Genomic DNA, 26899 nt, shown 5'->3' on the forward strand with positions numbered 1-26899 from the left:
TTATGTGCTCCTTTATCTTTGCTACTCACAAGAAAGACTAGGGATTGTCTCCCTAGTCTTTCACTATCTTGACTGACTCGCGATACGTCTTGGTTGTAGCGATTAATACTGTGTTTGATGATAGCATATTTAGCGGCCTTCCGTCAAGTGATTTGACCACGTAACGAAGCGTTTCGGCTAAGACCCGACCGGCTGCTAAATCCCATGGAGATAGCTTAGAGAAATACCCTGTTGCCTGTTGTAGCAACAAACGACTAAAGGAAATCCCAGCCGAACCTAAAACCCTATAAGCTAAGGCTTCAGAGGCAATGGTTGCATAGGGTTTTTCCCCGCAAATTAGGCGGCGACCGGATACAATCAAAATCGATTCTGCTAGTCCCAGGTCTGCTACCGGTGCTAATTTTTGGTCATTAACGAAGGCACCAATTGTGGGACCGCCATGGAAGACCTGATTGGTCATCACTTTGGCAATCCAGCCCAGTTTTGGCTCACCGTCAATATAAAGGGCCACCATAATGGCAAAATCAGTCTTTTCATGGACAAAATTCAGTGTGCCATCAATCGGGTCGATAAACCAGACATGACCAGCCATGGTTTCAGGTCGTTGCAGGTCCCCCTCTTCAGCCACAAATTGAGCATCGGAATCGATTGACCGAATATGGTCAAGCAACCATGCCTGGTTGGTGGTATCCAGGTTAGTAACGAGGTTGCGAAAATCGCCCTCTTTTTCACCAACGTGTAAATCTTGGTTCTTAGTTTCTCTGGCATCACGACCCAGTTCGACCAACCAGCGTCGCACTGTTTGATCAACCTGGATTAATTGATTGTTCGTCCACTCAGTCATTGACCAAAACCCGCCTAACTGGTTTTTCAGTCAGCTTCAGCGTCTGATAGATTGACCGACCAGTTTGTTGTTCAAAATCACGGTCAAAAACTTTTTGTTCTGATTTTGATGGAATAACCGTCAAAAACTGGCGGTAAGCCGTTAAGAGGTATTCACGATCACAACCACCCTCGTAAACCTGCAAAACGGCGTCAATCAAATTTGAAACCGCAATGATATCATCCTGATTCCAATTGCCGTCAATTGGAAGCTGGTATTGCTCTGCCATAGAAAATCCTTTCAAATGCAAGATGAACATATCATCTACATTCTAACAAGCTTTCACTCCCCTTGCCAGCAAAGACGACTGATTTAACAAGCAACTTCCAAGACCAACCACGAAAAAAAGGAAAGTCGAAGAGCAAAAGCCCATTATCAACTGATTTCTGCTATACTAAAAGTTGATAAATTGTAAGTAGGAGTTAACCAACATGACAATTCGTTTCACCATGGACAAAATTACGCGAGACGGTGATCCCGTTCTACGTGATCAGGCTAAAGAAGTTCCTTTCCCGCTCAGTCCTGAGCACCAACAACTCGCCAAAGATATGATGACTTACTTAGAAGTCTCACAAGACGAGGAAGAAAATGAAAAGTACGGTCTGCGCCCTGGCGTTGGCCTGGCTGCTCCACAAGTGGGGGAATCTTTGCAAATGACGGCCATCTTGATCCCATCTGCAGACCCAGCCGAATATGTCGAAGACAAGCCATTCTTCAAAGGTGTTGTTTTTAACCCGGTCATTGTGTCTGAAACAGTTGGACGAGCTGCATTGGAAACCGGGGAAGGCTGCCTCTCAGTTGACGAGGATGTTCCTGGCTTTGTCCCCCGGTCAAAGAAGATTACCGTTCGCTACCAAGACGAATCAGGTCAAATTTTGACAAAGACACTGCGCAACTACCCTGCCATCGTCTTCCAGCATGAAATTGACCACTTACATGGTAAATTGTACTACGACCACATCAATCATCCAGATCCATGGCACGTGGACGATTCAACAAAATACCTATAAAAGTAATGATCAATCAAAAAAGCCGGCTCAGATGAGTCGGCTTTTTTGATTGAACAAATTAAGACTAAAGATAGCTTAACTGCTTTTAAATTGTCTTATTTATCAAAAATTGATTTCTTCTTAGAAACCTTAGACCCCGAAGCATTAGCAAAGGCCTCTAGGGCAACTTTCTGTTCCTTATTCAGTTTTGTTGGAACCACAACGTTGACCACAACGAATTGGTCGCCATAGCCGTTACCATGCAAACGGACAACGCCCTTGCCCCCTAAGCGGAAACGACGTCCATTTTGCGTTCCAGCTGGAATCTTCAACTTAACTTCACCGTGAACGGTCTTAACGGGAATTTCAGCCCCCAAGGCCGCCGTGATAAAGTCAATATCTTGTTGAAGATAGATATCCGAGCCATCACGTTCAAAACCGTCCTTTGAAGCCGCAACGGAGAAGACCACGTACAAATCACCCTGCGGACCACCATTAACGCCGTCTTCACCTTGACCAGACAAACGCATCTGCTGACCACTTTCAACGCCGGCAGGCACCTTTACCTTAACTTCGTGTTGTGAACGATCAGCCTGTGAACGCGTATACTTAACGTTCTTTTCAGTTCCAAAAACGGCTTCCTCAAAGGTCAAATGCATCCGATACTGGAGGTCGCGACCTTTCCGTGGTGCATTTGGATCCTGAAATCCACCACCAAACATCTGAGAGAAGATATCACCCAAATCAGAAAAGTCACCAAAACCACCTTGAGCACCACCAAAGCCGCCTTGACCTCCAAAGCCACCCTGGGCCCCGGCAGCACCATATTGGTCATACTGCTGGCGCTTTTGTGGATCACCGAGTATCTCAAAGGCTTCTTGCACTTCCTTATACTTATCTTCTGCCCCTGGTTCATGGTTCAAATCAGGGTGGTACTTCTTTGAAAGTTTGCGGTATGCTTTTTTAATTTCATCTTGACTAGCTGTTTTAGAAACTCCAAGACGGTCGTAAAATTCAGTATTATTCACAAGCGGACTCCTTTGATTCAAATATGTACGGACCAAGCCATAGCCGGTCCATTTTATCAGTTTTCACTGGCAAAGAAAAAATTACTTCTTGTCATCTGGGTTAACTTCTTCGAAGTCACCATCAACTGTGTTGTCATCCTTTTGAGCACCTTCGGCACCACCCTGTGCTTCCTGGGCTTGTTGTGCTTGCTGGTACAACTTTGTTGCTAATTCAGTAGCTACCTTTTGCAAGTCGTCTGTCTTGGCCTTCAAATCAATCAAGTCAGCGTCTTCAGCAGCAGCAGCTTCCTTAGCCTTCTTCAAGGCATCCAAGGCCTCTTGTGTTGGCTTTTTATCATCATCTGACAACTTGTCGCCAACTTCTTCTAAGGTCTTTTCAGTCTGGAAAATCAATTGGTCAGCGTTGTTACGCGTTTCAACCGCTTCCTTTTTCTTGTTGTCGGCTTCTTCGTTTGCCTTGGCGTCGTTCATCATCTTTTCGATTTCTTCGTCAGACAAACCACCGGCAGCTTGAATGGTGATTTTTTGTTCCTTTTGCGTTCCCAAATCCTTAGCAGAAACATTAACGATACCGTTACGATCAATGTCAAAGGTCACTTCGATTTGTGGGACGCCACGCTTTGCGGCAGGAATGTCAGACAATTGGAACCGACCCAAAGTCTTGTTGTCAGCAGCCATTGAACGTTCCCCTTGCAAAACGTGAATATCAACAGCTGGCTGATTGTCTTCTGCAGTTGAAAAGACTTGTGACTTTGAAGTTGGAATAGTCGTGTTACGATCAATCAACTTCGTGAAGACACCACCCATGGTTTCAATACCCAGTGACAAAGGTGTAACATCCAACAAGACAACGTCCTTAACATCCCCAGTAATCACACCACCTTGAACGGCGGCACCCAAGGCAACGGCTTCATCAGGGTTGATTGAGTGGTTCGGTTCCTTGCCAGTCATCTTCTTCACTGACTCTTGGACAGCAGGAATACGAGTTGAACCACCATTCAAAATCACTTCATCGATGTCATTAAAGGACAATCCCGCATCCTTCAAAGCGTTCATTACAGGAGCTTCGGCCTTCTTAACCAAATCAGCTGTCAATTCGTTAAACTTTGCCCGAGTCAAAGAAGTTTGCAAGTGCAAAGGTCCCTGGTCACCAGAAGCGATAAATGGCAAGTCAATTTGTGCTTCAGTTGCTGAAGACAAAGTCTTCTTAGCAGTTTCAGCGGCATCCTTCAATCGTTGCAAGGCCAACTTGTCTTGCTTCAAGTCGATGCCGTTTTCCTTCTTAAATTCGTCAGCCAAGTAATCGATAATCTTGGCATCGAAGTCATCACCACCAAGGTGTGTGTCACCATTTGTTGACAAAACTTCAAAGACACCATCACCTAATTCAAGGACCGAAACATCAAATGTTCCGCCACCAAGGTCATAAACCAAGATTTTTTCATCCTTGTCTAACTTATCCATTCCATAAGCTAATGAAGCAGCTGTTGGCTCGTTGATGATTCGTTCAACTTCCAATCCAGCAATCTTACCAGCATCCTTGGTAGCTTGACGTTGGGCATCGTTAAAGTATGCAGGAACTGTAATAACAGCCTTGTCAACTTTTTCACCCAAGTAGTCTTCTGCATAGCCCTTGATATACTGCAAAATCATGGCTGAGATTTCTTGTGGTGTGTAGTCCTTACCATCAACGGTTACCTTGTAACCTTCTTCGCCCATGTGAGACTTAATTGATGAAATAGTGTCCGGATTTGTGATTGCTTGACGCTTTGCAACATCACCAACCTGGGTTTCCCCATTCTTAAAGGACACAACTGAAGGTGTCGTCCGACCACCATCAGGGTTCGTAATAATTTTTGGCTTGCCACCTTCCAAAACGGCAACAGCTGAGTTAGTAGTTCCTAAATCAATTCCGATAATTTTTGACATAGTATATCGACCCTTCCTATTTTTTAAATCATATTCTTAAACTTTTTAAGGTGTGGTGCCAAAGGGCTGAGTCACCAGATATTTACTGTTTAATATTATTGTGCAACCGCGACCATTGCTGGACGAATTACTCGATCTTGAAGGACATAGCCCTTTTGCAAGACTGTCGCCACTTGATCGGCCTTAATCTTACCTTCTGCTGGCACGGATTGAACACCCTGCATCGTATTTGGATCAAAGTCATCACCTACTTGACCGACTTCTTGAATGCCGTTGGTTGTCAATGCCTGCTTCAAAGTCTTTAAAGTGATTTCAACACCCTTGTGAATTTGTGCCACCTGGTCATCATCTCCCACTTCAACAGCAAGGGCGCGCTCCAAGTTATCAACCACCGGCAAGATGGCTTCGGCTAATTTCTGACCATCATACTTGCGAATATTTTGAATTTCGCGAGCATTACGACTTTGGATGTTTTGAATTTCAGCCTGAGCGCGAAGTAATTCATCATCCTTTTTCTCAAGGGCTGCTTGCAAATCAGCTAATGGATCCACTGCTGATTCCTCTTCTGATTTTGCTTGCGACTCTTCTGATTTGTCCTTTGCTTCTTCTTGAGTTTGGTCAGCGTCAGCAAATTCCTTTGCCTCTGTTGTTTCCTCAAAATCAGCTTGCTTCAAATCTTTTTCATCTTCAGACTTCGCCACGGGCGTTCCTCCTTTTGGTTAAACATATTCAAGTAATTTTGTATCTAATGCCTTGGCAAAGGTTGATAGTAACCTAGCAACCTTGGCATATGGCATCCGAATCGGACCTACTAATGCAATCACCCCACCAGCATCGCCACCGACCGAAAACGGTGCGGCAAGAATAGCGTAGTCCTGCAAAAGAGATGTTGGCAACTCTTGACCCAAGCGAATCGTCACCGATTGTTTTTGTGTCACAGCCAATTGGCGCACCACCTCAGGCGAGTCAAACAACTCCAAGACCGACCGGGCTGCCTTCAGGTTCAAGTAGGCATCATTGGCAACCTCTAAGAGATTGAACCGACCACCAATGTGGACCTGCTCTTCAACTGACCGAGCCAAAACTTCGCCAAAGAGTTGCAGGAAGGCCGCTGGACTTTCAACATTCCGTGAAAGCGTAACCGGTAATTCCTCTGAGTTCATTAACGAAAGGACCTCTTGAACTGGTCTGCCGACCATTTGTGCATTGATATAGGCCACCATATCCGTTAAGGACGAGACGCTCATTTCCTTTGGTAGGCGAAAAGTTTGTGAAGTCACCTTGCCATCAGAAGTTGCCAGGACAGCCAAAACCTGCTGGCGTTCCAATTGAATCAACTGGAAGGACGAGATTTTTAGGTTAATGGCCTTTGGCTTTAGCACCAAGGCCGTTAACCCCGTCATCTTTGCCAATTGCCGAGCTGTTTGGCCAAGTAAATCATCCAATTCGTGGAAATTACCACGAATTTGTTGGGCAATTAGCGCAACATCTTGTTTTGAAACTTGGTCGGCTACCATTAAGTGATCAAGGTAGTAACGGTAACCAGCCTTCGATGGAATTCGACCAGCGGAGGTATGAAGCTTCTTAATCAAATCGGCTTCCTCTAAAAAGCTCATCTCATTGCGAATCGTTGCTGGTGAAAATTCCAAGTTCAACTGGTCATGTAAGGTCTTAGACCCGACCGCTCGGGCGGTCTGGGTATATTCATAAATAATCGCCGCCAAAATTAATTGCTGTCGATCAGTTAGCATTAACCCAAACCCCCCCTGCAATTTTGTTTAGCACTCAAAACTCTTAACTGCTAACAACTATATTATACAAAATATCAGAAAAAATGCAAACCCCTTTTAGCACTCTTTGTAAAAGAGTGCTAATGTTAGATAAAATCCCCTTCTATCAGGCTTACCAACAAATACTGTTATAGCAAAAAAAAGCAGATTAAAATTAATCTGCTTTTTCTTGAAAGTATTCACGTGTATTTTGTTGATCAATCAACAACTGATCAATTAAGCCTTCGGCGGAGTTGAACTTCACTTCATTTCGCAACTTTGCATACCACTGAACCTTCACCGGTTCCCCGTAAACTTCATCAGCAAAGTCAAAGAGGTTAATTTCCACCGTCACCGGCCGGTTTGGTTCAAAGGTTACATTACGGCCAATAGAGGCCATGCCGTCAACCCAGCGACCATCAACATAGGCGCTGACAGCATAGACACCGATACCAGGAAGAAATTCAACTTCTGGCGTCCAGATATTAATCGTTGGGAAGCCCAAGGTCCGTCCCCGTGCATCCCCATGAACAATCAGCCCGGTCGTCTCGTGGACACGGCCAAGACTTTTTGTTACGGCAGGCATGTCACCTGCTGCTAAGTCCAATCGAATCTGGCGCGAGGCCACCTTAGCAGCCGATTGGCCGAGAGTCTTTTTGGCAACGGTCAGGACATTAAAGCGACCAGCGGCAAATTCAGGCAAGTGGGCCATGTCGGCTTGGTATTCCTTCCTGCCATAGCGATGGTCAAAGCCCGCAACCACCGTATGAACCTGGAGGGGCAAGAGGATTTCTTTAATAAATTCTTCTGGATGAAGGGCCGAAAGGTGTGATGTCAATTGGAGGCAGTACACCCGATCAACGCCCAGCTTTCCAAGCAGCTGAACCTTCTGGTCCAATGGTGTTAAATCGTGCCAGGGTTGCGGCAGCTTTTTAAACACCAATCCCGGATAGGGACTATAGGTCAAAACGGCCAATGGTAGTCCGTTTTCGTGCGCCACCCGCGCAGCTTCCTGGATTACCTTTTGGTGACCCAAATGGACCCCGTCAAAAAAGCCCATTGCCAGTACTTGCTGGCTAGTCAACTGGGGCAATTCTTTTAGTGGATAATGCAAAGATATTAATTCAGTCATGGGCATATTATAGCAGAGTTTTTACCAATACAATCATTTTGCTCTTTCAATTTTGGGCAAAGAAGTAACGCGACCGCCAAACATTTTGGTCAGCATCAAAAGCGTAGACTGCCAGCAACCGGTCTTGGTCATATACTTGATAGTAACCAACATCATTTTGTGGCCAAGAACTGGCCGGAATTTTTTGACCATTCTTAACCGCAAAGATCTCCTCTTGGGTCAACAACTTCTTTGGCCAAGTCAAAACGGACTCAAGTGAATGCACTTGGGTTAAAATTTTAGGATAGTCCATCGCCAATAAGTCATCAAGCAAAACAGCCTGATCGATGGTAAAACCAGACCCAGCTGTCCGCTTCAAGGCCGTCATCGTCGCTGGCAGTCCTAATTTTTGACCAAGGTCATAGGCCAAAGTCCGAATATAAGTTCCCTTTGAAACTTGAGCTAAGAAGTCCATTTGCTGGTAAGGTTGCCCCTCAACCCAGGTTAACGGACTAGTCTGGTCGAAGCGGTAAATCGTCGCCTCCCGCTTAGGCAGCTCAACCTTTTCTCCCGCTCGCGCATATTCATAGAGGCGCTTCCCGTTGACCTTGACCGCCGAATAAATTGGTGGAATCTGGATAATGTCCCCGGTCAAATCAGCTCGAGCGGTGTTGAGCTGACTCTGGTCAATGGCCGTTGTCAAAGGCCGCTGCACAACAACCGCCCCATCAGCATCCTGGCTCTCCGTTGCATAGCCAAAGGTAACCGTACCCGTATAGGTTTTTGGCCGACTTTGCAAAAGGTCAATTAACTTGGTTGCCTTCCCTAAGGCGACCACCAAAACGCCCTCGACGTTTGGATCCAAGGTCCCCGCGTGGCCAATTTTTTTCTGTCCGGTTATCCGCCGTAATCTCGCAACCACACCAAAGGAGGTCATTTCCTTTGGCTTATTGACGACCAGCAGACCGGATAGTTCGGGGTGTTTTTCTATTGCCATCATTGTGGCCTCCATTTGTGCAATTAAAAAACCGACCAAAGCACAAAATGATTTGAACCCCAAAATTTATCCAAATTTCGAGGTTCATCAGCAAAAGTGTCTTTTTTAGTCGGTTCTTATTTTACCGATTTGCCCGGACCTTTTCAATGTAGTCCCGCAATTTTGCAAAGCCAATTTCTAATTGGTCTTGAGCCGTTGCATAAGAAATCCGGATATAAGCGTTCGCCTCTTTAAAGTGCGAGAATGCTACTCCAGGAATGACTGCAACCTTGCCTTCTGCGGCTAATTTTTCAGCAAAAGTCCATCCATCCGTGCCAAAATCGGCCGGTATCTTAGCAAAGAGGTAAAAGGCTCCTTCAGGATCAACAACATCAAAACCAAGATCCTCTAAGGCCTGCTTGGCAAAGTCGCGCCGGTCTTGGTAACTTTCCTTCATATAATCCAACTCTGCTCGCGTCATCTGCAAGGCTGCTTCTGCTCCATCTTCAATAAAGGTTGGTACAGAGTAGGTCAAAGAGCCATGAACCTTTTGAATATATTGCATCACACTCGCCGGACCCAAAATAAAGCCAAAGCGGTACCCCGTCATGGCGTGCGACTTGGAAAGACCGTTAACCACTAGTGTTTGTTCTGGCAACAACTTACCAATCGAGTAATGATCACGACCATAAGTTAATTCAGAATAAATTTCATCAGAAATGACCCAAATTTGATGCTTCTTAAAACAAGCAGCCAGTTCCCCCAACTCTTCCTTTGAGTAAGTAACACCAGTTGGATTATTTGGATAGTTCAAGAGAATGGCACGAACTGGGACCGTTACTTGGGCCAACGCTTCATCAACAAGTGCTGGCGTCAATTTAAATTTATTTTTGGCTGTATCAATCGGTACCGCAACACCATCGGCCAGGCTCAACGAAGCAAAGTAAGAACCATAGGCTGGCTCTGGAATCAGCAATCCCTCCCCTTTAGCAAGCAATGTTTTAAAGATTGCTTGCATGGCTTCCGTTACACCAACAGTCACGACAACATTATCAATACTTGGATAATCAAGGTTGTAACGATCCTTCATATAATCGAGAATTGCCTTACGGACCGCAGGTTCTCCCTGGGAATTGCCATAATGAGAACGATTGTTATTAATGGCGGTAATCGTGGCCTCCTTGACAACAGCTGGTGTATCAAAACCCGGCTCTCCAAAGGTCAAAAAGGTTAAGTCCTCAATTCCTGAAACTTGTTGTTGGAAGCCCAACAATTTATCGGGAGCGATTGAAACAACCGCCTGGTTGACTGGTAAAAGTGGTTCTGTCATTTTCCTGGTTCCTTTCGTCTTGCTGGTGAAAGCAGCCATTCGCATGGCATCCATCGCACACTTCAGTTTACACGAAAATGAATTTTTTTGAAAGTTTTTATGGCATTTTTATGAGATTTTGACTCATTTATCCTTTATAACTTAACACAAAAAGGAACTTGTCAATCAAGTTCCTCTTTGGTGTTTATATTTCGCCATGGTAGGGTCCGTCTCATCGATGGCAAAAACTGATTTTTTAATGAAAACCAAGGACTAATCCGCCAAGGCCTCCATATCTTCTGACAACGCCTCAGCAGTTGCTTGGGCTGCCCGTTGTTTGTCTACATATTTTTTTAGGCGCTGAAGACCTTCTTGCAATTGTGCCATATCGGCCGCGTAAGAAATCCGGATAAACTTCTGTGCTTCTTCAAAGAAGGAGAAACCGGCGCCGGGAATGACTGAAACCTTGGCCTGATGAGCTAAGTCTGTCGCGAAGGCCCAGCCATTTACACCCAAATCAGCTGGCAACTTGGCAAAGAGGTAAAAGGCTCCCATTGGCGCAACCAGTTCGAAGCCTAAATCTTCTAAGAACTTCTTAGCGTAGTCACGACGCCTTTGGTATTCAACCTTCATAAAGCTCAAGTCTTCCTTTGGTATTTGCAAGGCAGCAACCGCGCCGTCTTGGATAAAGGTTGGCACAGCAAAGACCAAGGGACCGTGCACCTTTTGAATTTGCTGGATTAATGTGCTTGGCCCCAGGATAAAGCCGAGTCGATAACCCGTCATGGCGTGCGACTTCGACAAACCGTTTACAACGATCGTTTGGTCAGGTAAGAGCTTGCCCATTGAATAGTGATCACCCTCATAAGTCAATTCTGAATAAATTTCGTCTGAAATCACCCAGAGGTCATGACGCTTGAAAGCTTCTGCTAGCTCTTCCAGCTCTGATTTTGTATAAGTAACCCCGGTTGGATTATTAGGATAGTTAAAGAGAATGGCATGCACATCTTCTTTCGTCTGAGCCATTGTTTCGTCAATCAAGGCGGGTGTCAATTTATAAGCGGTCTTAGCCGTGTCAATTGGAACAGCCGTGCCACCGGCCAAACTCAAAGCCGAGAAATAAGACCCATAGGCTGGGTCTGGAATCAAGAGGCCCTGGCCAGGTGCAAGCAAGGTCTTAAAGATTGATTGCATCGCCTCTGTGACCCCAACAGTCACAATCACGTTATCAATACTTGGGTAATGAAGGTCATAGCGATCGGCCATATAGTCTAAGATAGCTGAGCGGAGCTTTGGCTCTCCCTGTGAATCACCATAGTGGGACCGGTCTTCCTCGATAGCTTGAATCGTTGCTTTCTTTACCGGCGCGGGCGTCGCAAAACCAGGTTCTCCAAAGGTTAACGAGACCAACCCTTCAATATTAGCAACGGAGTGTTGGAAGTCTAATAACTTGTCGGGTGTCAAGCTTAAAACAGCATTGTTTAATGGTTTTGTCATGGTGAAATCCTTTCAACTAATTCATTTTCCAAGTGGACCAACAACGGTCTTTCTTCTTAGTTTCTTAGTCTACACAAAGTGCTTGGCTTTTCATAGGTGATAAACATGAAACTATTGTAAGTTATCATGATTTTTAATCACTTTCTACTAGTCAGCGTAACAAAAGTGCATACAAAGAAAATAAAATTGCCTGTACTGGCGGATGCAAACATATTTTTTAGCGTAGCATGCCCGCTGAAGTTGATTTTGCAAAGCAAACAAAAAAGGACCCGCTCATCGCAAGTCCTTTTTCAATCAAGTTTCCTTGACCTTAATCCTTCTTATGCAAGCCGCGAATCAACTCTTCAATATGGTCACCATACTGAATTGAGTTATCCAAGACGAAATGCAATTCCGGAATTTTATAAACAGTTAGCCGCGCGCCTAATTCACGGCGAATCAAGCCTGAGGCGGCTTCTAAGCCAGCTTGAGCCTTTTTCCGATCCGAGGCGTAGTCTGACAAAATTGAGTAGTAAATCGTGGCGATTTGCAGGTCACCGGATACTTCCACAGAAGTTACCGTTACATCCTGAACTCGCGGATCATTCACTCGTTTTAAAATCAGGTCAGTCACGTCTTTTTGAATTTCCTGGGCCAAACGCCCAGCGCGTTGTGCATTTGCCATCAAGACCTCCCATCAGTAAAGCTTACTTAGGCTTTACTTCTTCCATGATGTAAGCTTCGACTGCATCACCCGGTTGAATATCGTTGAACTTGTTGACAGTGAAACCAAATTCATAACCGAACTTCACTTCGTTAACCGCATCCTTACCACGTTGCAAAGAAGCTAATTGACCATCGTACATAACCGTACCGTTGCGGATAATGCGAACCTTTGAATCCTTGGTGATCTTACCTTCCTCAACACTGGCACCAGCAATGGTACCAACCTTAGAAAACTTGAAGAGCTCCTTAACAACGATTTGGCCAATAACCTTTTCTTCATAGACAGGTTCAAGTTGGCCCTTCATTGCGGCCGTCACATCATCAATGGCGTCATAGATAACTGAGTAGAAACGCATATCAATTTTGTCGTTATTAGCCTGCGACTTAGCAAACGGTGTTGGTCGAACATTGAAGCCTAAAATAATGGCACCAGAAGCTTCCGCCAAAGAAACATCTGATTCGTTGATTGCACCAACAGCAGAATGAACAACATCTACTCGAACGCCATCAACTTCAATCTTCTTCAATGAACCAGTCAAGGCTTCAACAGAGCCCTGGACATCGGCCTTCACAATCACTGGCACTGTCTTCATGGCCTTTTCAGCCATCGTGTTAAACAAAGTATCCAATGTAACAACAGAACCGGCATTACGGACTTCTTCACGAGCACGCTTTGCACGTTCTTCACCAGCGGCACGGGCAGTCTTTTCATCCGCCATGACGATAAAGCGGTCACCAGCCAAAGGCACTTCGTTCAAACCAGTGATTTGAACAGGTGTTGCTGGCTTAGCAGCAGCAATGTCTTGTCCCTTTTCGTTGGTCATCGTTCGAACACGACCATAGGTGTTTCCAACAACGATTGGATCACCCACATGGAGCGTTCCTTGTTGAATCAAAACAGTGGAAACAGGACCGCGGCCCTTATCCAAACGAGCTTCGATAACAGAACCACGAGCAGGTTGTGTTGGGTCAGCCTTCAATTCCAAAACATCAGCTTCCAACAAAATCATTTCCAGCAATTGGTCAACGTTTTGACCAAACTTAGCTGAAATCTGAACGAAGATGGTATCGCCACCATACTCTTCAGGAACCAAATCATAGGCCATCAACTCGTTCATGACTTGATCAGGGTTAGCCCCTTCCTTATCAATCTTGTTAACAGCAACAATCACCGGCGTACCAGCTGCCTTAGCATGGTTAATCGCTTCGATTGTCTGTGGTTGCACACCATCATCAGCAGCAACAACCAAAACCGTGATATCCGTCACGTTGGCACCACGAGCACGCATTTCCGTAAAGGCCGCGTGACCAGGAGTATCCAAGAAGGTAATTAACTTATCGTTCAAACGCGCTTGGTAGGCACCAATATGCTGCGTGATTCCGCCAGCTTCGCCAGCAGTCACGTTGGTCTTACGCAAGTAATCCAACAAAGTCGTCTTACCGTGATCAACGTGTCCCATGATGGTCACGACCGGCGCACGCGGTTCTAAGGCCTCTTCGTTAATCGTTTCATCATCGAAGAAGCGGTCGATGTCAGCTACATCCTCTTCTTCTTTTTGCTGAGCTTCAATGCCGTAATCAGCTGCCAAAACTTCAATGGTATCTTCATCCAATGATTGGTTTTGGTTCGTCACAACACCTAGTAAGAACAACTTCTTAATAATTTCAGTAGCGTCACGGTGCAAAAGCTTAGCCAAGTCCTGTACGTTCATGCCGACCTTGTATTCCAAAACTGCTGGCAATGGTTGTTCCTTACGAACGGTCACTGGCTTCTTTGGTGCTTGCTTAGCAGCAATTCGACGAGCCTTCTTTGAGCCATGTGGCTTGTCATTACGGCGTGGTGTTTGTTGACCAGTACCGTTAGTATTGCGCTTGCGCGTGTTATTTCGAGCAGAATTATTGCCTGAAGCAAGCGAACCACCAAAGCGGCCTTGGCCTGAATTGGCTTCCGTCTTAGCACCTGCAGCCGCTGGCTTCTTTGCTTCAACTGCAGGCTTTTTTGCTTCAACTGGTTTCTTAGCAGCTGGCTTTTTCTTTGCCTGTTGCTTTGCTTCTTGGACCTTCTTGTTTTCAGAAACGTATTCCTTCAAACTGTCATCTTTTTGAGCAGAATAGTTAATCTGCCCTTCCCGTGGCTTGGTTGACCATGATTTCTTTTCACGAATCATTGGCCGACCGGTATTATTGCTGCGGTTTTTGTTATTATTGCGACGATTTCCGCCCTGACCCTGCTGGCCATTACTTGGGCGATTGTTATTGTTGCTGCGGCGGTGTTGCTGACCACCTTCTTGTGTCTTTGGACGAGGCTGGTTTGAATTTTGCAGCTTAGCTTCATCTGATAATTTAGCGGCATGCCGACGCTGAGAAGCAGGCAATTCTTTTCGTTCTGGTACTGCCTGTTTGCGGGTCGGCCGGTTGGATCCTGAAAACTTTTTTTCTTCTGCCATTAATTCCGCTCCTTTTCTTCGAGTAATTGTTTGATTTTTTTCGCAAAGCCATTATTGGTAATCGCCATAATCGACCGATTTAAGCCAATTGCTTGGCTTAATTCATCCTTGGTGAAATCTTCAACCAAGGTCACCTGATAAAAGCTGGTTTTGTCCCGAAATTTCTTTTGCTGGCTGACACCACCATCTTTTGGGAAAAAGGCAACCTTCGCCTTTTGTCCTTGAATCGCAGTTAACGTGTCGTTGGTCCCGTAAACAAGACTTTTAGACATACGCGCCAAACCAAGTAAGTGTAAGACTTGTTCTTCTTCACTTTTCATTTTCAAATAACTCTTTTCGGGCTTGCTGATGGTCAACATAAGCAAAGAGTTCTTCATAAAAAGCCGGATCAATTGGCATTGAAAAGGCCTTTTCAAAGACGCGCTTTTCCTTTGCTTCCTTAGCAACCTCACGGTTTAAGGAAATATAGGCACCACGACCGTTTTGTTTACCAGAGGGATCTAAGAAGACCTCCCCTTCCTTATTTTTAACGACCCGGACCAGGTCCTTTTTGGCAAACATTTCGCCAGTCACGATATCTTTTCTTAAGGGAACCTTCCGTGTTTTCATGAAAGAACCTCCTCTAATACTTAGTCTTCTTGGTCTGTTGCTGCCTGGTTATCATCTGCTAGTTCAACAAGTGCCTGGTCAGCAATATCAGCCGTTTGGTTTGCTTCTGCCTTTTCAACTGCTAAGTCGCCGGCTTCACTTTCAGCTTTAATATCAATCTTAAAGCCAGTCAAACGGGCGGCCAAACGAGCGTTTTGCCCCTTCTTACCAATGGCCAATGACAATTGGTCGTCTGGTACAATCACAGTGACAGATTGCTCGTTGTTGGCATCAAAAATCACGTCCGTTACTTCGGCTGGGTTCAATGCATTGGCAATGTACTGGGCCTCGTCTTCCACCCACTCCACGATATCCATATGCTCGCCGCCCAATTCAGTCACAACGGCTTGCACACGAGCACCACGTTGTCCAACTAAGGCACCAACAGGGTCCAAATCAGCATCGTGCGTGTAAACAGCAATTTTTGAGCGATCACCTGCTTCACGGGCAATGGAAACAATTTCTACTGTACCATCATAAACTTCTGGTACTTCTTGTTCAAACAAACGTTTGACCAAATCAGGAGCCGTCCGTGAAACAAAGATTTGTGGTCCCTTCAAGGAATTATCAACCTTGTTTATCAAAACCTTGATGCGATCACGCATGCGGTAGGTTTCATTTGGCATTTGGTCACCCTGCGTCATCACGGCTTCCTGCTTACCTGGCAACATCACATACAAGAAACGGCTGTCTTGACGCTCAACCTCACCAGTGATGATTTCATCTTGATAATCTTGGTACTTATCATAAATTGCTTGACGAGTTGCCTCGCGCATTTTCTGCACGATCACCTGCTTAGCTGCCTGGGCAGCCATCCGGCCGAAATCCTTTGGTGTCACATCGAAACGAATTTCATCACCTGGTTCGTAGGCCTTGTTAATTTCCAAGGCTTCTGTCAAAGGGATTTCAGTATCGGGGTCGACCAAGTCGTCATCCAAAACAACCAGCTTGACCTGCTTAATGGTCATTTGGCCCTTCTTATCATCAAAAGTTGCTTCAACATTTTGAGCCGCGTTGTACTGTTTCTTGTAAGCGGCCTTCAAAGCATTTTCCAAAGCTTCTACAACAACCGCGCGGTCGATTCCACGTTCTTGTTCTAAGGCATCTAAGGCTTGTACTAATTCTTTACTCATTTGCTTTCTCCACTTTCAATTAGTTTAAAATTGAACGGCCACAATGGCTTTGGCAATTTCATCAAAGGTAACATCCAACTTTGCTTGATCACTTTGTAGTGACAAACCGTTTTCATTTAAATCAGTGATTTGACCGGTCCATTGCTTTTGACCATCCTTGGCCGCAAATAAAGCAACGGTCACTGCTAAATCGCCATCCTTCGCCCAGGCAAAGTGCCAAGGTTCAGCCAGGCTGCGGTCCATCCCAGGAGAAGCAATGTCTAACATATACTCACCCGGAACCGGATCAACTGCTACATCATCCAAGGCTTCGTTGACCAGCTGAGTAAACTCAGTAATCTGCGCCATGGAAATGTTTTGGTGGTCTGGTAAATCAACTAATACTTCGACTGTTTTTTGTCCACCAACCTTCTTGATGTTTAAATCCCAGAGCAAAAGTCCCTGTTTTTCAATGATCGGATTTAAAATTTCAAGCAAGGCTTGATTCTTTGCCTGTGCCATCCAAACTCCTTTTTAGTTTTCTGCCATAAAAAATGAGCCGGTCAAATCCCCCTGACCCGCTCATTTACAACCTCTATGTAAATTAACTTACCCATATCATAGCTGATTTTATTAGAAAAAGCAAGGCAGACACAAAAAAAACCACAGCAAAGCTGTGGTTGAAAGGGTATTAAATTCTTACCAAGAAGCCTTACGAACACCAGGAATCTGGCCCTTGTGTGCTAATTGACGGAAGTTCAAACGTGACATACCAAATTCACGCATGTAACCGTGTGGGCGACCATCAATTTGGTCACGGTTGTGAAGACGAACAGGTGATGAATCCTTTGGCAAAGCTGCCAATCCGATGTAATCACCAGCAGCCTTCAAAGCAGCACGCTTGTCAGCGTACTTTGCTACCAAAGCTTCACGTTGCTTTGCCTTTGCAATCTTTGATTTCTTAGCCATTACTTGATCTCCTTGAATGTTACCACTTTACGAAGTTTTGGTGAGTACTTCTTCAACTCCAAACGGTCAGGCGTATTACGACGGTTCTTTGACGTCAAGTAAATACGCTCCCCAGTTTCATCATTGCCTAATACAACATGAATACGCATATTCCCTGCTCCTCGAATGTTAGATTTTTTTATAAAAATTATTTGCTTGTCAATACAAAATAATATTATACATAGAATTTAGACGGCTGTAAAGCCCATTTCTTAGATTTATCGAAATAATTCTAAGCTTAGAATTGACCTTGCAATGGTGGGACCACTTGCTTCTTACGGGAAACAACCCCTGGCAAGTCAATCACATCATTTTCAAGCTTGGCACCAAAGGCAGCCTCGATCGCTTCTGGAGCATCTCCAACATAAAGACCCTTTGAGTTTGAGTTCAAAATATCTGTAATTACAAACAAGAAGTCCTCATAGCCAGCGGCCTTGATTGCCTTTTCTAGGCCTTCCTTACGAGCCAAAACGTCATCAATATCAACCGTATTAACCTGGCCAATGCGAAATTCATGTGAACCCATGGTAAAGGACTTGGCATCCCCTTCCAACAATTCTTCATCTGTCCGCGTTGACAAATCGGTACCAGCCTTCAACATCGCCAAACCATAGCCATCCAAGTCTTCGATACCAGCAATCTTAGCAAGTTCTGGCAAGGCCTTACGATCAACATCCGTTGTCGTTGGACTCTTCAACAGTAAAGTATCTGAAATCAAACCAGAGGCCAACATTCCGGCGACCTTAGCAGGAATCGTTAAACCAGCTTGCAAGTATTCATAGTACAAAATTGTTGAAACAGAACCCCATGGCTTAGCCGTGATATACAACGGGGTGGCATTTTCAAAAGCAAACTTGTGATGATCGTAGATACCATAAACCTGGACGTCAGCCAAATTATCAACTGACTGTGCCGCTTCGTTGTGGTCAACCAAAACAACCTCTGCTGTTTGGGCCTTGTCAATAATTGGCAAAGCCGTCAAGCCAAAGTAATCCAACGCAAATTGCGTTTCGGCGTTAGGCTTTCCTTGCGCAACGGCTTGGGTTTCCAAACCTTGCTGTACCAACAAATCAGCAGCACCCATTGCAGAAGCAACGGTGTCAGTATCTGGGTTCTTATGTCCAAAAACTTGAATCTTTGCCATGTCTTTTCACTCCTCTAGTGCCAATTTTTTTGGCAACTGTCAATACTTAGATTGTAACCCGAATGGGTTACATTTGACTAGTCATTTTCCTTTAAATTCAAAGGGAAAATGGCTGTCGCTTGCCCATCGCTCTTCACATCCAATAAAGCCTGACCATTGCTAGTCCGACTCGCTAATGAATGATCAGCTAATTGGATATCAAAGTCCTTTAAGTGGTCGGTTTCAATCCGCAAAGCCCCCTGGTTCGGATCAACAGCTGTCGCAGCAGCAATTTCATAAGAAACGGTCTTCCGTGGACTAAGCACTTGCAAGCCCTTGTTAGCTCGGTGGCCAAGGGTTATGTCGTCTAACAAGCTATACTTAAAGGTTCCCTGATTTGTTACCAAGGCCAAAAACTTATCTTGTGGTGCCAAGGCTAATACCGTAACCACGGTATCACCCTCGGTTAACTTGATGGCCTTCACCCCGGCGGTCCGAGCACCAACGACTGGCACATCGGCCAATTCAAAGCGCAGGGCCAAGCCAGTCTTTGCCAACACTAAGGCTTCTTTCTGATTGGTGACCAGCGCTGCTGTGACTACCCGTGCCGCTTCTGTTTTCAGTTTCATCACAGTTGCTGATTTCTTCTTGTAGGACTTTGGCACAAGGTCCTTAAGTAAACTCTGCTTGATAAAGCCATCATTGGAAGCAAGTAAGAAGGCTTGGTTGCTATCCGTTTCTGCAACCACATAGGCCTGGATAATACTTTCCTGGCTATCCCAGTTCGACAGCGCCTGCGAGAAGTGTTCCCCTGGTTCCTTCCACCTGTACTCCGCCAACTCATAAATTGGTCGGTAAATCAGGTTCCCAAAGTTCGTAAACATCAGCAAATGTTGGGTTGTGTTGGCCGTTTGATTCAAGACAACGGCGTCATCTTCGGCTAAGCCGTTTTCGGCAGCAGAGGCCTTGTAAGAACGCAATGATGACCGCTTCGCATAACCATTCTTTGAAACCAAGATGCGGACATCTTCATCTGGTACTGTCACTGCTGTGTCGATTACCAACGATTGGATTTCTTCTTCGATTTCCGTCAAGCGTGGGCTGGCATATTCCTTGGTGATGGCCTTCAATTCAGTGCGGATCACATCATGAAGCGCTTCTTCTTCATTCAGGATCTTTTCCAACATAGCAATCTTTTCAGCTAATGCCTTGTGTTCCTCTTCTAGCTGGGTCACATCAGTATTAGTCAACCGATATAACTGCAAAGCCACAATCGCTTCAGCCTGTTCCTTGGTGAATTGGTACTCCTTCACCAAGTTCTCCGTCGCATCCTTGCGGTTCTTCGAAGAGCGAATCGTTGCCACGACTTCATCGAGGATGGACAACATTCGAATCAGCCCCTCCACAATGTGTTGGCGAGCCTTGGCCTTTTTCAAGTCATAGGCTGACCGCTTGCGAACAACTTCTTTACGGAAGTCCAAAAAAGCGGTCAAACCGTCCTTCAAAGTCACTAAAACAGGACGTTGGTCATGAATGGCGACCATGTTGAAATTATACGAAATCTGCAAGTCCGTCTTCTTAAAGAGGTAGGTCAAGATTCCATCGGCCGAAGCATCCTTGGCCAACTCGATCACAATTGACATCCCCTCGCGGTCAGATTCGTCACGAACTTCAATAATGCCAGCAACTTCTTTGTTGGCACGAATCGCATCAATCTTAGCGACCAAGTTCGATTTCACGACTTCATACGGCAACTCCGTCACTTCAATCTTTTTCTTGCCACCCTTTAGACTAGAAACTGCCGTCTTCGCCCGGACAACAACCCGCCCTCGACCGGTCTTATAAGCCTGCTTAATGCCGTCGATTCCTTGAATAATCCCACCCGTTGGGAAATCAGGTCCCTTAACGTATCGCATCAAAGCTGACAATGGCGCATCGGGATGATCGAGCAAGTAAACCAACGCTTGGTTGATTTCCTTTAAGTTATGAGGGGGAATATCGGTCGCATAACCAGCCGAAATGCCAGTTGCTCCGTTGACGAAGAGATTTGGTACTCGAGATGGGAGTACCGTCGGTTCGTAGGTCGTATCATCAAAATTTAAGACCATTTCAACCGTATCCTGAGCTAAGTCTTTCAGAATTTCACCGGATAACTTCGTTAACCGCGACTCGGTATACCGCATCGCAGCGGCTGGGTCATTATCAACTGACCCGTTATTTCCGTTCATATCAATTAATGGTTCGCGGACCTTCCAATCCTGGGACAAGCGAACCATGGCCTCATAGATTGAGGAATCCCCGTGGGGGTGGAAGTTTCCCATCACGTTTCCGACTGATTTAGCCGACTTACGATATGGGTGGTCATAGGTATTTGAATCCTGGTCCATGGCGTATAAAATCCGTCGTTGAACCGGTTTGAGACCATCACGGATATCCGGAAGGGCACGTTCTTGGATGATATATTTTGAATATCGGCCAAAGCGCTCACCCATCACGGCTTCCAATGAAAGCTCAGTAATGCGGTCTGCCATACTGACAATCCCCACCTTTCTAAATTAGTTATTAAAACAAGTCTAAGTTCTCAACATGGTCTGCTGTTTTGCTTGCTTGGTCACCAGCCTTTTTTTTAGCTGCTTTTCCCTTAGCAACAATCACCTGGTCATTTTGTTCATCATCGGTACGATTATGACCAGCAATTGCCTGTTCGAAGACTTGGGCATTTGCTTCGTCACCACCGGCAACGTTATCCAAAATTGAGCCGTCTTCTTCCAGAGTAAACTGAACGTTGCTTTCAATCCATTGGCGCCGAGGGTCAACCTTATCACCCATCAACGTTGTGACCCGCTTTTCAGCCAAAACAGCGTCATCAATCTTAACCCGAATCAGTGTCCGCGATTCAGGGTCCATCGTTGTTTCCCAGAGTAATGGTGCATTCATTTCGCCCAAGCCCTTAAAACGAGTTAATTCGTACTTCACCTTAGCGGCTGCTGTGATTGTTGCCAATTCATCATTGGTCCATGCAAAAGAATCTTCCTTCTTGCCACGGTACTTCACTCGGTAAAGTGGTGGTAAGGCAATGTAGACACGCCCGGCCTCAATCAAAGGCCGCATGTACTTATAAAAGAAAGTCAGCAACAGGGTTTGAATGTGGGCCCCATCATCATCGGCATCGGTCATAATAATAATCTTATCAAAGGCCGCATTTTTAATATTAAAATCAGGGCCGACTCCGCCACCAATTGCATAAATCAGAGTCGAAAGTTCCTCATTTTTTAAGATGTCCGCCAATTTCGCCTTTTGGGTGTTTAAGACCTTACCACGCAAGGGCAAAATTGCCTGGAACTTACGATCCCGGCCTTGCTTAGCAGAGCCACCGGCCGAATCACCCTCAACTAAAAACAGTTCGTTCTTATCAGCGTTCTTTGACTGGGCTGGTGCTAACTTACCAGACAATAAACGGTCACGCTTACCTTTGGACTTACCTGTCCGGGATTCCTCACGGGCCTTACGAGCAGCCTCACGGGCTTCGCGAGCACGGAGTGCCTTACGGACAATCTTTTGACCAAAGTCACCGTTTTCCAGCAAAAAGCGCGACAGGGTTTCATTAACCACCCCATCCACAGCTGCCCGGGCCTCGGTTGTTCCTAATTTATCCTTTGTCTGTCCTTCAAATTGCAAAATTTCTTCTGGGACACGCAAAGAAATCACGGCCGACAATCCTTCTCTGACGTCTGAGCCTTCAAGGTTCTTATCCTTTTCCTTTAAGAGGTTAACCCGGCGGGCATACTCATTAAAGGCCTTAGTCCAGGCCGACCGAAAACCAACCTCGTGGGTTCCACCGTCCTGTGTCCGCACATTGTTAACAAAGGACAGCAGGGTTTCAGAGTAGCCATCGTTATATTGGGCAGCAACGTCGACCAAAATACCATCAGCTGTTCCCTCAAAGGTCATCACTGGACCTAAGCCCTCTTTTTCCTCATTTAAAAACTGAACAAAAGACTGCAGACCATGGTCATAGTGGTAAACTTCTTCGCGAACGGGCGTTACCCGCTTATCGGTCAGGGTAAACTTGACCCCTGACATCAAAAAGGCCGACTCTCGTAGGCGTTCAGCCAAAGTATCAAACTTAAAGACAGTGGTTGAAAAAATGCTTGCGTCCGGTTTAAACGTCACCGTTGTCCCGGTATGGTCCTTAGTGGGGCCTAAATCAATCAAGGTGCCAACTGGGTGGCCCCCATTTTCAAAACTTTCTTCAAAGCGGTGGCCATCGCGAACGATTGTCACCTTCAGATGTTCCGACAAGGCGTTCACAACAGAGGAACCAACACCGTGCAGGCCACCAGAAGTGGCATAACCACCCTGGCCAAACTTTCCACCGGCATGGAGAACCGTCAAAATCACTTCGGGCGTTGGTTTTCCAGAAGAGTGCATTCCAACCGGTATGCCACGGCCAAAATCACGAACAGTAATGGCATTATTTTCTTCAATTGTCACCGCAATATCGTTTCCGAAGTTCCCTAGGGCCTCATCAACGGCGTTGTCAACAATTTCATACACCAAATGATGGAGTCCACGTCCATCAGTCGATCCGATATACATACCGGGGCGTTTCCGAACTGCCTCCAATCCTTCTAAAATTTTAATTGAATCTGAGTCGTAGTGTGTTTGCTTTGCCACGGTCTTCTTCCTTCTCGTCATTTCGTCTAAGATAATGTATTCTGTTCAGTTAAAACAAGTAATGCTATTATCTTAGACAATCAATAATTATCATAGATTAAAATTTACAAACTGACAATAGGAAAAAAGAAAAGTTCTAAAGCCTAAAAACCAACCAAATCCCACCCGTCCTTTTCCCCTAGGGTTTCTCAGAAAAATTTAACCAGGAAAAATAAAATCCTATGGTAAAATGTAACGTGCTGTTTCTTTTTAGAAAAAAGGAGTTTTAAAAACTATGTTAAAAATCGCTTTCATCCTGGTCTTGGCCTATCTCTTAGGGTCAATGGTTCCAGGATATTGGTTAGGTAAGGTCTTTTACCATAAAGACATCCGAACCGAGGGCTCTGGTAACATCGGGACCACCAATGCCTTTCGAATTCTGGGCCCCGTTCCGGGAACGATTGTCTTATGTTTAGACATTCTTAAGGGCGCTTTGGCAGCGTCTTTGCCAGCACTCTTTGGCTGGCAGCACGTCAATGTGATGCTTGTTGGCCTTTTTGCTATCTTGGGACATACCTTCTCAATTTGGATTGGCTTCAAGGGTGGCAAGGCCGTGGCGGTGTCAGCCGGTGTCTTATCCGTTTATAATACCCCACTCTTTTTGATGGTTTGTACCATCTTTGTTACCTGCCTAATTCTCTTCTCCATGGTTTCGGTGGCCTCCATGGTCGGCTTTACCTTCGCCACTTGCATGTCAGTCTTTTACTATCACGATTGGATTTTATCGATTGTCGCCATCACCTTAACGATTTTTGTCTTCTACCGCCACCGTAAAAACATCGGTCGCATCTTTACGGGAACAGAATCAACGATTCCCTTCGGCCTGGTTTACTGGTTAAAGGCCCGTTAAAAATCAGTTTCCCTTAGAACTAAAAGGACGCCCTGCTCAGTACATCAAGACTGGCAGGACGTCCTTTTAACGTCTAATCATTTAACTGATAAGTAGCTGAATCACAATAGCCATTGACTAAGAACCAGCGGCCTCGAAAACCAACCATAGCAACTAGCAGCACTTCAATGGATTGTTCGCTTCACATCATAAACCGAGTGATCTGCTAACAAAGCATCGATTATGCCATTCAATTGAGCTAAGTTCGCTACTCCAATTGATGCTTGAACCTGCACCATGCCCCCCTTGGTTACATGTCCGTTGATTTCTTTGATAAAGCGAGTCTTGGCATTCAAAGACCGCAAAATGGCATTCAAAATACCCGGTTCATTTTCGGCATGAATGGTTAAATCAGCAGTGTAATCTGGTCGTTGACCATTGACATCTGCCCAAATAACATCCACCAATCGCTGACCCTTTTGCTGAGCTGCATGAATGTTTGGACAATCAAAACGATGGACGGCAATGCCCCGCCCTTGGGAGATATAGCCCATCACGGGATCCCCCGGCACTGGTGTACAGCAACCAGACAAACGAACTAAAAGGTTATCTACTCCGGCAATGACCACGTCGGACTGCTTATCGCGGTCACGACTTTTTTGCTTCGGCACCTGAGGTTCCTTTTTAATAGCCTGGCCATCTTCCAATAAGCTTTTTTGCAGTTCTTCGGCATCCGCCGCCTCACGTTCTTCACGAACATGACGGGTCAGTTCCTTGGCAACTGCTAATCTTGAAATATCACCATAGCCAACAGCGGCCAACAAATCTTCACGAGTACCGGCCTGCATCGTTTCCGCCACGGCCGCAATTTGTTCATCGGTTGCGAAATCAACTGGGTTAAAGTGCATTTCAAAAAGTGCACGTGAGATGGCTTCAAGGCCATTTTCAATATTATCGGCTCGGTCTTGCGACTTCAAGAAGTGCTTAATCTTGTGTCGCGCCTTACGCGTTGAAACCAAATCCAACCAGTCTCTTGAAGGACTCGCATTAGGGCCGGTCAAGATTTCCATAATGTCGCCATTTTGAATTTTGTAGTCCAATGGCACAATGCGGCCATTGGCCTTGGCCCCGGTCGTTTTAGTTCCCAAATTAGAGTGAATAGCAAAGGCCATGTCCAAAGGGCCGGCACCTTTTGGCAATTCATAAACATCGCCTGCGGGTGAAAAGGCATAAACCCGGTCAACGAAGAGATCGGCTTGAACCGAATCCATAAAGTCCTGGGCATCCGTTGCCGATTCCTGCAATTCCAAAATCCCCTGAATCACGTTCAAAGCCCGTTCGCTTTGGTCCTTGACATCGGCTGATTGGCTAGAAGTTCCGCCATGTTGCTTATAAGCCCAGTGGGCCGCAACCCCGAATTCAGCGACTTGGTGCATCGCATGGGTTCTGATTTGCACTTCCAAAGGTCTGCCAGAAGGACCAATCACCGTTGTATGCAACGACTGGTAGCCATTTGGCTTTGGCAAGGCAATATAATCCTTGAAACGTCCTGGAATTGGTGTCCAATGCGCATGAATGGCACCCAAAACGGCATAGGTATCAGGAATTGAGTTAGTTAAAACTCGAATAGCTGAAAGGTCATAAATTTCGCCAAAAGACTTATGTTTGTCAACTAATTTGCGATAAATTGAATAAATATGCTTTGGCCGTCCATAAACGACAACATTTTGCAAACCAAGGTCATGAATACTGTCTTCAATCTTATCAACAGCGATTTGGATGGCCTTTAACCGTTCCTCACGCTTCATATCCATTTGACCAGCAATTTGATGGTAGGCGTCTGGTTCCAAAACTGCCAAGGAAAGGTCTTCCAATTCCCATTTAATTGCCGAAATTCCAAGTCGGTCAGCCAAAGGCGCATAAATTGAAAGCGTCTCATGGGCAATCCGGCGTTGCTTATCAGGGCGCAAAGCATCGAGGGTGCGCATATTGTGCAACCGATCGGCTAATTTGACGATAATGACCCGAATATCCTTTGCCATTGCTAAAAGTAACTTGCGATGGTTTTCGGCAAGTTGAACCTTGGAATCCTGGTACTTAATTTTTGAAATTTTGGTCACACCATCGACAATACGGCCGACAACAGGATCAAAGTGCTCCGTCACATCTTCCAAACTAACTGGTGTGTCTTCTACAATATCATGCAAAAAACCAGCCACAATTGTTGCTTCATCCATCTTTAACTCGGCCAAAATACCAGCAACTTGGATTGGATGAATAATGTAAGGTTCGCCAGAATGACGCCTTTGTTGGGCATGCAAATTCTTAGCCCAATCATAGGCCGCTTGCACCTTGACAACCTGGTCATCCGGCATGTAAGCCCTGACCATTTCCATGACATCATTGGCAGTGTATTCCTTGTACTTGGTCATTGAAAAAGACCTTCCTTTAAATCAAGATTACCCAGCAGCGGCCTGAGTTAGCTAAATGAAAAAAAGAACAATAGCTGTCCTTCTTTTTGGAAACGTGTTTAGGTATTCCCTATTATAAAATACTTTAACCTGGCAAACAAGCCTTTAGCCAGGAATCCAAACGATTGACCTGCTTGCTACCACCAATTAAAATCAGCATCATAATCATGGCCCATAAAGCCAATGAAAACAGCACTTGTCGCTACTCGACGGTCCCCATTCCACTAATTTTCGAACACTTAAAATAGCAGTATCTTTACATTTTTCACGAAATCGTCATCTGCCTTTCGTGCAAGTCTTTTTAAAAAGGAGTAAACTACTAGATTAGCAGATTATCAATTTTGACAGT

The 26899-nt window shown here is 45.4% G+C and carries 24 protein-coding genes; 2 read left to right on the top strand and 22 right to left on the bottom strand.

Annotated features, from left to right (window positions below; all coding sequences use genetic code 11):
- Positions 1–52 precede the first annotated feature (52 nt).
- On the bottom strand, positions 53–844 hold the full coding sequence (locus tag M3M36_RS01160; RefSeq protein WP_252774043.1) for an inositol monophosphatase family protein: 792 nt from the start codon (positions 842–844) through the stop codon (positions 53–55).
- Complete coding sequence (locus tag M3M36_RS01165) at positions 837–1112, bottom strand: UPF0223 family protein (RefSeq protein ID WP_252774044.1); 276 nt, start codon at positions 1110–1112, stop codon at positions 837–839. Before M3M36_RS01165 ends, M3M36_RS01160 begins: the two co-directional genes overlap by 8 nt.
- A 202-nt stretch (positions 1113–1314) precedes the next feature.
- On the opposite strand from M3M36_RS01165, the gene def reads away from it, so the two are divergent.
- Complete coding sequence (gene def / locus M3M36_RS01170; protein WP_252774045.1) at positions 1315–1893, top strand: peptide deformylase; 579 nt, start codon at positions 1315–1317, stop codon at positions 1891–1893.
- 95 nt (positions 1894–1988) lie between these two features.
- Here the strand turns inward: def and M3M36_RS01175 are convergent, their stop codons facing one another.
- From M3M36_RS01175 to parE, 19 genes are all read right to left on the bottom strand, one after another.
- Complete coding sequence (locus M3M36_RS01175; RefSeq protein ID WP_252774046.1) at positions 1989–2900, bottom strand: DnaJ C-terminal domain-containing protein; 912 nt, start codon at positions 2898–2900, stop codon at positions 1989–1991.
- 81 nt (positions 2901–2981) lie between these two features.
- Positions 2982–4829, bottom strand: a complete 1848-nt coding sequence (gene dnaK, locus M3M36_RS01180; protein ID WP_252774047.1) for a molecular chaperone DnaK — start codon at positions 4827–4829, stop codon at positions 2982–2984.
- 95 nt (positions 4830–4924) lie between these two features.
- The gene (gene grpE, locus M3M36_RS01185; RefSeq protein WP_252774048.1) at positions 4925–5530 is read right to left on the bottom strand and encodes a nucleotide exchange factor GrpE; all 606 of its coding nucleotides are present in this window, start codon (positions 5528–5530) and stop codon (positions 4925–4927) included.
- Between the two features lie 18 nt (positions 5531–5548).
- Positions 5549–6580, bottom strand: a complete 1032-nt coding sequence (hrcA, locus tag M3M36_RS01190; RefSeq protein ID WP_252774049.1) for a heat-inducible transcriptional repressor HrcA — start codon at positions 6578–6580, stop codon at positions 5549–5551.
- A gap of 193 nt (positions 6581–6773) precedes the next feature.
- A complete protein-coding gene (gene ribF / locus M3M36_RS01195; RefSeq protein ID WP_252774050.1) occupies positions 6774–7730 on the bottom strand; it encodes a riboflavin biosynthesis protein RibF in 957 nt (318 codons plus the stop codon).
- 46 nt (positions 7731–7776) lie between these two features.
- Complete coding sequence (truB, locus tag M3M36_RS01200) at positions 7777–8700, bottom strand: tRNA pseudouridine(55) synthase TruB (protein ID WP_420842369.1); 924 nt, start codon at positions 8698–8700, stop codon at positions 7777–7779.
- Between the two features lie 127 nt (positions 8701–8827).
- Complete coding sequence (locus M3M36_RS01205) at positions 8828–10015, bottom strand: aminotransferase class I/II-fold pyridoxal phosphate-dependent enzyme (RefSeq protein ID WP_252774052.1); 1188 nt, start codon at positions 10013–10015, stop codon at positions 8828–8830.
- A gap of 252 nt (positions 10016–10267) precedes the next feature.
- Positions 10268–11491 carry an aminotransferase class I/II-fold pyridoxal phosphate-dependent enzyme gene (locus tag M3M36_RS01210; protein WP_252774053.1) on the bottom strand — a complete coding sequence of 408 codons (1224 nt, stop codon included), beginning with the start codon at positions 11489–11491 and terminating at the stop codon, positions 10268–10270.
- 310 nt (positions 11492–11801) lie between these two features.
- Positions 11802–12155 carry a 30S ribosome-binding factor RbfA gene (gene rbfA, locus M3M36_RS01215; protein WP_047974837.1) on the bottom strand — a complete coding sequence of 118 codons (354 nt, stop codon included), beginning with the start codon at positions 12153–12155 and terminating at the stop codon, positions 11802–11804.
- A gap of 22 nt (positions 12156–12177) precedes the next feature.
- Complete coding sequence (gene infB, locus M3M36_RS01220) at positions 12178–14643, bottom strand: translation initiation factor IF-2 (protein ID WP_252774054.1); 2466 nt, start codon at positions 14641–14643, stop codon at positions 12178–12180.
- Positions 14643–14963 carry a L7Ae/L30e/S12e/Gadd45 family ribosomal protein gene (locus M3M36_RS01225; protein WP_252774055.1) on the bottom strand — a complete coding sequence of 107 codons (321 nt, stop codon included), beginning with the start codon at positions 14961–14963 and terminating at the stop codon, positions 14643–14645. The genes infB and M3M36_RS01225 overlap by 1 nt, the downstream gene beginning before the upstream one ends.
- The gene (gene rnpM / locus M3M36_RS01230; RefSeq protein ID WP_047974834.1) at positions 14953–15252 is read right to left on the bottom strand and encodes an RNase P modulator RnpM; all 300 of its coding nucleotides are present in this window, start codon (positions 15250–15252) and stop codon (positions 14953–14955) included. The genes M3M36_RS01225 and rnpM overlap by 11 nt, the downstream gene beginning before the upstream one ends.
- Before the next feature lie 20 nt (positions 15253–15272).
- Complete coding sequence (gene nusA / locus M3M36_RS01235; protein ID WP_252774056.1) at positions 15273–16424, bottom strand: transcription termination factor NusA; 1152 nt, start codon at positions 16422–16424, stop codon at positions 15273–15275.
- Between the two features lie 24 nt (positions 16425–16448).
- Positions 16449–16925, bottom strand: coding sequence for a ribosome maturation factor RimP (locus tag M3M36_RS01240; RefSeq protein ID WP_252774057.1), 477 nt, complete (start codon positions 16923–16925; stop codon positions 16449–16451).
- Between the two features lie 177 nt (positions 16926–17102).
- Positions 17103–17372, bottom strand: coding sequence for a 30S ribosomal protein S14 (gene rpsN, locus M3M36_RS01245; RefSeq protein WP_047974832.1), 270 nt, complete (start codon positions 17370–17372; stop codon positions 17103–17105).
- The gene (rpmG, locus tag M3M36_RS01250) at positions 17372–17521 is read right to left on the bottom strand and encodes a 50S ribosomal protein L33 (RefSeq protein WP_002815032.1); all 150 of its coding nucleotides are present in this window, start codon (positions 17519–17521) and stop codon (positions 17372–17374) included. Before rpmG ends, rpsN begins: the two co-directional genes overlap by 1 nt.
- Positions 17522–17649: 128 nt before the next feature.
- Positions 17650–18555 carry a manganese-dependent inorganic pyrophosphatase gene (locus tag M3M36_RS01255; protein WP_252774058.1) on the bottom strand — a complete coding sequence of 302 codons (906 nt, stop codon included), beginning with the start codon at positions 18553–18555 and terminating at the stop codon, positions 17650–17652.
- A gap of 77 nt (positions 18556–18632) precedes the next feature.
- Positions 18633–21065 (bottom strand): DNA topoisomerase IV subunit A, encoded by a 2433-nt coding sequence (parC, locus tag M3M36_RS01260; protein WP_252774059.1) that lies wholly within the window; start codon positions 21063–21065, stop codon positions 18633–18635.
- A 31-nt stretch (positions 21066–21096) separates the two neighbouring features.
- Entirely contained in the window at positions 21097–23211 is a 2115-nt protein-coding gene (parE, locus tag M3M36_RS01265) for a DNA topoisomerase IV subunit B (RefSeq protein ID WP_274705174.1), read from the bottom strand.
- A gap of 274 nt (positions 23212–23485) precedes the next feature.
- On the opposite strand from parE, the gene plsY reads away from it, so the two are divergent.
- Positions 23486–24100 (top strand): glycerol-3-phosphate 1-O-acyltransferase PlsY, encoded by a 615-nt coding sequence (plsY, locus tag M3M36_RS01270; RefSeq protein ID WP_252774061.1) that lies wholly within the window; start codon positions 23486–23488, stop codon positions 24098–24100.
- A 164-nt stretch (positions 24101–24264) separates the two neighbouring features.
- Here the strand turns inward: plsY and M3M36_RS01275 are convergent, their stop codons facing one another.
- Positions 24265–26511 carry a RelA/SpoT family protein gene (locus tag M3M36_RS01275; RefSeq protein ID WP_252774062.1) on the bottom strand — a complete coding sequence of 749 codons (2247 nt, stop codon included), beginning with the start codon at positions 26509–26511 and terminating at the stop codon, positions 24265–24267.
- Between the last annotated feature and the right edge of the window lie 388 nt (positions 26512–26899).

This window comes from Fructobacillus americanaquae (genome assembly GCF_024029775.1).
GTDB classification, from domain to species: Bacteria; Bacillota; Bacilli; order Lactobacillales; family Lactobacillaceae; genus Fructobacillus; species Fructobacillus americanaquae.

Excerpts from the sequence above, each read along its gene's own strand:
- parC (WP_252774059.1), bottom strand. The coding sequence starts at position 21,065 with ATGGCAGACCGCATTACTGAGCTTTCATTGGAAGCCGTGATGGGTGAG.
- rnpM (WP_047974834.1), bottom strand. The coding sequence starts at position 15,252 with ATGAAAACACGGAAGGTTCCCTTAAGAAAAGATATCGTGACTGGCGAA.
- hrcA (WP_252774049.1), bottom strand. The coding sequence starts at position 6,580 with ATGCTAACTGATCGACAGCAATTAATTTTGGCGGCGATTATTTATGAA.
- ribF (WP_252774050.1), bottom strand. The coding sequence starts at position 7,730 with ATGACTGAATTAATATCTTTGCATTATCCACTAAAAGAATTGCCCCAG.
- rpmG (WP_002815032.1), bottom strand. The coding sequence starts at position 17,521 with ATGCGTATTCATGTTGTATTAGGCAATGATGAAACTGGGGAGCGTATT.
- infB (WP_252774054.1), bottom strand. The coding sequence starts at position 14,643 with ATGGCAGAAGAAAAAAAGTTTTCAGGATCCAACCGGCCGACCCGCAAA.
- M3M36_RS01275 (WP_252774062.1), bottom strand. The coding sequence starts at position 26,511 with ATGACCAAGTACAAGGAATACACTGCCAATGATGTCATGGAAATGGTC.
- M3M36_RS01255 (WP_252774058.1), bottom strand. The coding sequence starts at position 18,555 with ATGGCAAAGATTCAAGTTTTTGGACATAAGAACCCAGATACTGACACC.
- plsY (WP_252774061.1), top strand. The coding sequence starts at position 23,486 with ATGTTAAAAATCGCTTTCATCCTGGTCTTGGCCTATCTCTTAGGGTCA.
- M3M36_RS01160 (WP_252774043.1), bottom strand. The coding sequence starts at position 844 with ATGACTGAGTGGACGAACAATCAATTAATCCAGGTTGATCAAACAGTG.
- nusA (WP_252774056.1), bottom strand. The coding sequence starts at position 16,424 with ATGAGTAAAGAATTAGTACAAGCCTTAGATGCCTTAGAACAAGAACGT.
- M3M36_RS01225 (WP_252774055.1), bottom strand. The coding sequence starts at position 14,963 with ATGAAAAGTGAAGAAGAACAAGTCTTACACTTACTTGGTTTGGCGCGT.
- M3M36_RS01240 (WP_252774057.1), bottom strand. The coding sequence starts at position 16,925 with ATGGCACAGGCAAAGAATCAAGCCTTGCTTGAAATTTTAAATCCGATC.
- M3M36_RS01165 (WP_252774044.1), bottom strand. The coding sequence starts at position 1,112 with ATGGCAGAGCAATACCAGCTTCCAATTGACGGCAATTGGAATCAGGAT.
- def (WP_252774045.1), top strand. The coding sequence starts at position 1,315 with ATGACAATTCGTTTCACCATGGACAAAATTACGCGAGACGGTGATCCC.
- rpsN (WP_047974832.1), bottom strand. The coding sequence starts at position 17,372 with ATGGCTAAGAAATCAAAGATTGCAAAGGCAAAGCAACGTGAAGCTTTG.
- dnaK (WP_252774047.1), bottom strand. The coding sequence starts at position 4,829 with ATGTCAAAAATTATCGGAATTGATTTAGGAACTACTAACTCAGCTGTT.
- M3M36_RS01205 (WP_252774052.1), bottom strand. The coding sequence starts at position 10,015 with ATGACAGAACCACTTTTACCAGTCAACCAGGCGGTTGTTTCAATCGCT.
- M3M36_RS01210 (WP_252774053.1), bottom strand. The coding sequence starts at position 11,491 with ATGACAAAACCATTAAACAATGCTGTTTTAAGCTTGACACCCGACAAG.
- rbfA (WP_047974837.1), bottom strand. The coding sequence starts at position 12,155 with ATGGCAAATGCACAACGCGCTGGGCGTTTGGCCCAGGAAATTCAAAAA.